At 30.4% G+C, this 5,295-nt stretch carries 4 protein-coding genes; 3 read left to right on the plus strand and 1 reads right to left on the minus strand.

What is annotated here, in order from left to right; all coding sequences use genetic code 11:
• Positions 1 to 1,340 (minus strand): ABC transporter ATP-binding protein (locus tag ACI3VO_RS05355; RefSeq protein WP_439756922.1); only part of this gene is annotated, 1,340 nt, incomplete at its 3' end.
• Between the two features lie 302 nt (positions 1,341 to 1,642).
• Between ACI3VO_RS05355 and ACI3VO_RS05360 the strand changes: the two genes are divergently transcribed.
• The 3 genes from ACI3VO_RS05360 to ACI3VO_RS05370 form a co-directional block, all read left to right on the plus strand.
• Entirely contained in the window at positions 1,643 to 3,088 is a 1,446-nt protein-coding gene (locus tag ACI3VO_RS05360) for an aminoacyl-histidine dipeptidase (protein ID WP_439756923.1), read from the plus strand.
• 41 nt (positions 3,089 to 3,129) lie between these two features.
• Entirely contained in the window at positions 3,130 to 5,055 is a 1,926-nt protein-coding gene (locus ACI3VO_RS05365; RefSeq protein WP_439756924.1) for an OPT family oligopeptide transporter, read from the plus strand.
• The coding region (locus ACI3VO_RS05370; RefSeq protein ID WP_439756925.1) for a PqqD family protein at positions 5,048 to 5,295 on the plus strand (248 nt) is incomplete at its 3' end. The genes ACI3VO_RS05365 and ACI3VO_RS05370, both read left to right, overlap by 8 nt.

The raw sequence follows: 5,295 nt of genomic DNA on the forward strand, positions 1-5,295 counted from the left end.
TTAGGGTTTCCGTAAGCTATATTATCATAAACTGTACCAGCAAATAAATATACATCCTGTTGAACTATACCTATATTTTGTCTCAAGCTCTTTAAAGTAATTTTCTTTATATCTTTATTGTCTAAATAAATATTTCCCTCTGTAGTATCGTAAAAACGTGGTATTAAATTGCATATAGTAGTTTTTCCTCCTCCAGAAGGCCCTACTAATGCTACCTTTTCTCCTTCTTTTATAGATAAATTAATATCATTTAAAACTTCTTTGTCAGTATCGTTGTATTCAAATGATACGTTTTTAAATTCAATACTTCCCTTTACATCAGTTAATTCTTCAGCATCTTCATCATCAAATATTTCTATATCAGAATCCATTATTTCTATAAAACGTTCAATACCAGTCATACCTCTTTGGAATTGTTCTGCAAATTCTACAATTCTCTTAACTGTAGCAAGTAAAGTTGTAACATATAATGTATATACAAACAAGTCAGCCGGTTGGATAAGACCCTTCATCATAAATGCTCCACCGGCAATCAATAAAACTAAATACATTATCCCATCAAATATGCAAGTTATTATCTTAAATCCTGCCATATATTTATATGTTTCTTTCTTAGTTCCTAGGAATTTACTGTTATCTTTTTTGAATTTCTCCGCTTCAATTTCTTCATTTGCAAAAGCCTTTACAACTCTAACCCCTAGTAAACTATCTTCTAATCTTGAATTTAATTCACCGATTTGAACTCTTTGTTTCTTAAACGCTCTCTTCATCTTTCTATTTTGATCCATACTGAATATGACCATTAAAGGTATGAATATAAATATTATTGTAGTCAAAGCTATATTTATTCTAGATAAAAGTATGAATGATATAATTATTTTTACTCCTGCTATGAAAAACTCTTCTGGACAATGATGAGCGAATTCAGTTACATCAAATAGGTCATTAGTTATTCTAGACATGATTTGCCCTACTTTAGTATTATTAAAGTAAGAATCAGATAATTTTTGAATATGGTCAAACGCATCCTTTCTCATATCTGTCTCTATTCTAGCACCCATTACGTGACCGATTCTAGTCATATAATAGTTTGCAATAGCATCTATTATTCTAAGAACTAGATAAATACCTGCCACACTCGCTATTAACTCCACAGTAATTGATGCTAAATCCTCTGTTCCTTTATTTGCAAGAAATCTCAATATCATAGGTAATATTAAATCACATCCTGTAGTTAAAAACGCACAGAATAAATCTAATAATAAAACCTTCTTATATGGTCTAAAATAAGGAAGAAATCTTCCTATTAATTCTTTAGTTTTGTACTTTCTATTTTCCATTAAAAACCTCCCAATATATTTAAAATATTTTTGCATACCAAAATACACCTGCCCATATAGCAGATGTTTAGATATTATATATGATACATTTAATTATACATTTACATCAAATAAATTAACATATATTTTTAATTATTATTATTATAACATTTACAATTTTAATCTTTCAATTTTCAGAATCTTTTAAATGATTTTTAAAATAAGAATTAAATTTTTGTTAATTTTTTACTTTACTTTTTGTATTTTCATATTATACTAATAAATGATAAGTTTTAAAAATATGGAAAAGGGGTTGATTTTAAATGGAAAAGATACTAAATGGTTTAGAACCTCAATCAGTTTTAAATTATTTTGAAAAAATATCTCAAATACCAAGAGGTTCTGGTAATGAAAAAGCTATAAGTGATTATCTATGTAAATTTGCTCAAGATTTAAATTTACAATATGTACAAGATGAACACTCAAACGTAATAATCAAAAAACCAGCTACTGCAGGTTATGAAAACTGTCCAGGGGTAATAATCCAAGGACATATGGATATGGTTTGTGAAAAAAACAAAGATTCAAATCATGATTTCTTAACAGATCCTATTGAATTAAGAGTTGTAGATGACATGATATATGCAACTGGAACTACTTTAGGAGCTGACAACGGTATAGCAGTTGCTTACGGTATGGCTTTATTAGCATCTGATACAATCAAGCATCCTGAATTAGAAATACTTATAACTACTGATGAAGAAGTAGGTATGACAGGAGCTAAGAATTTAGATACTAGTGTTTTAACAGGAAAATACATGTTAAATATAGACTCTGAAGAAGAAGGATGCATATTAGTAGGTTGTGCTGGAGGTAACAGAAACTGTACAACTTTACCACTTGAATTCACTACTTCTGAAAGACAAGGAATGCTAATAGAATTAAAAGGTCTTTTAGGTGGACATTCAGGAATGGAAATAGACAAAAACCATGCTAACTCTAATAAATTAATGGGTAGAATATTAGATTTATTAACAGTTGATTACGATTTAATAAGCGTAAATGGTGGTCTTAAGACAAACGCTATCCCTCGTGAATGTGATGCTGTTATAGCTGTAGATGCAAAAGATATAGCTCAATTAAAAGAAGAATTATCTAAAATAGAAGCTATATTCAAGCATGAATACAGAATTGCAGATCCAGATGTAAAAATAGAATTAAGCGAAACTACTTTCGAAAAGGTTTTAACTACTGAATGCAAAAATAAAGTAATTCAACTTTTAAACTTAATACCATCTGGAATTCAAACTATGTGTGCAGATATACCAGGCCTAGTAGAAAGCTCTATAAACTTAGGTGTTGTAACAACTAAAGATGATGTTATGACATTTGAAGCAACTACAAGAAGTTCTGTTGACACTAGAAAAGAATGGATAAATAACAATGTAAAATTAGTTGCTAAAGCTTTAGGTGCTGAATATGAAGAAACTGATCACTATCCATCTTGGGAAAGAGCAGTTGACTCTAAATTAGAAGAAATAAGTATAGAAACTTATAAAAAATTAACAGGAAACGATCCTAAAATACTAACAATCCATGCTGGTCTTGAATGTGGATTATTCCTTAAAAAGATGGATGGATGCGAAGCTATATCAATAGGTCCTAATACTTATGATGTTCACACTCCAAATGAACATGTAAGTATATCTTCAGTAAAAAATGTTTGGGACTATGTAGTTGCTTGGTTAGAAAGTATGAATCAATACTAATATAAAAATTAATTTAAACAAATATGAAGGGGGTATGTAATTTGGATAAAAAATTACCAAAAGAGGCATATGGTGGAGTAGCTGGAAAAGACTATATCCCATATGTCACAGATAGTTCAAAACTTGGAGGAAATATTGCTGTATTAATTATCGGTATCATATTTGCTGCTATATTCGCAGCTTCTACAGCTTATTCAGGAATGAAGGCAGGTCTTACTGTTGCTGCTGGTATTCCTGGTGCAATTTTAGGTTCAGCTCTTGTTGCAGTATTTGCAAAACAAAAAGGAATCCTTGGTAGAAACTTAGTTCAAGGTATGGCTAGTGGTGGAGAATCTGTTGCTAGTGGTCTTATATTCGTATTACCTTCTGTTATATTAATAGGTAGTGAGTTTACTTTCTTAGAAGGTTTAGCAGTTGGTATAGGTGGAGTACTATTTGGTATAGGAATAGCTTCACTTGTTTATAACTATTTAATAATTGATCAACATGGCGAACTTATGTATCCCGAAGCTATGGCTATATCTGAAACTCTAGTAGCATCAGATGCAGGTGGAGATTCAATGAAATTTATGGGAATCGGATTTGTTATAGGTGGTGTTTTAAATACACTTTCAAGTTCTTTCCTAAACTTAACAAATAATGTTATGTCTTTTGCAGGTAAATCATTTTACAAATGGAAATTTGACTTAGAAGTTAATCCACTTTTATTAGGAATTGGATTTATAGTAGGTCTTGACGTTTCTTTAACTATGTTTGCTGGTTCAATCCTATCAGCATTTGGTATAACACCTTTACTTGCTTATTTCGCTGAAATGGCAAATGATGGTGTTATGGTATGGAATAATGCTTCACTTGCAGTAAACCAAATGTCTGTTGGAGATATATCTGGATCTTATGTTAAATATATAGGTGCTGGTATGATGTTATGTGGTGGTATAATCGGTGCAATAAAACTTATACCTACTATAATAGCTTCAGTAAAAGAAACTCTTAATGCAAAATCATCTTCATCTGAAGGCGAAGGTTCTTCTGCTCATTTAATAATATTATTAGCTGGTACTGTTATAGGTCTTATTGCTTCATTTATAATATCTGGAAGCATAGTAATGACTATAGTTGGAGCTATTTTATCATTTGTATTATCTCTATTATTCGTTATAGTAGCTGGTAGATTAACAGGAACTATAGGTACTTCTAACCTTCCTGTATCTGGTATGACAATAGCTTCATTAGTTATAGTTACTGTAGTATTTGTTGCTATGGGATGGACTTCTAAAGCAGATAACAAATCTTTACTTTTATTTGGTTCATTTATAGTTGTTGCTATAGCAATAGCTGGTGGATATTGCCAATCTCAAAAAGTAACATTTGTTATTGGTGGAAATAAAAATGAAATGCAACGTTACTTTACAATATCTGCTGTAGTTGGTGTTATAGTTGTTGTTGGAGTTATGGTTTTATTAACTGAACAATTAAAAATAACTGGAGATAATCCTCCATTTGCTTTACCTCAAGCTAACTTAATGTCTACACTTACATCTGGTATAATGTCTGGAGAGCTTCCATGGGTTATGATAATAGTTGGTGTATTTATGGCAATAGTATTACACTTCCTAAACTTACCTATAATGACAGTTGCTATCGGATTCTACTTACCAATTTCAACTACTTCTATAATATTAGTAGGTGCTTTAGTACGTGAATTTATTGAAAGAACTACTAAGAGTGATGAAGAAAAAGAAGTTAAAGTTAGTAATGGTATAAGTTTATCTTCAGGACTTGTTGCTGGTGGTTCTATACTTGGACTTATAGGTATAATCTGTCAAGTAACTGGTTTAGTTGGTGGACATGCTCCTAGTGGATTTGCTGCAGGAAATGGTATGGCTGTTGTATTATTAGTTATATTAGTAATATTAACTGCTATTCCTATATTAAACTCACGCGTTAAGGATAAAGCAAATGAATAATGAAGATGCTTTAAAATTAGTATTTAAAATTTCAGATACTATAGATTATGAGGTTGATGATAAGATCGTAACAATCTTAGAAAAGCAAGATCATCCTATACAAAAGTTTTTTAGAAAATTAAAATTTAGAATTCCTCTTTATAAAAAAATTAAACTTGATGAATATGGTAGCTTCATCTTTTTACAAATAGACGGTAAAAAAACTGTTGAGGAGATAGGCAAAAACTTAGAAGAAGAATA

Source organism: Intestinibacter sp., from assembly GCF_051866655.1.
Classification (GTDB): domain Bacteria; phylum Bacillota; class Clostridia; order Peptostreptococcales; family Peptostreptococcaceae; genus Intestinibacter.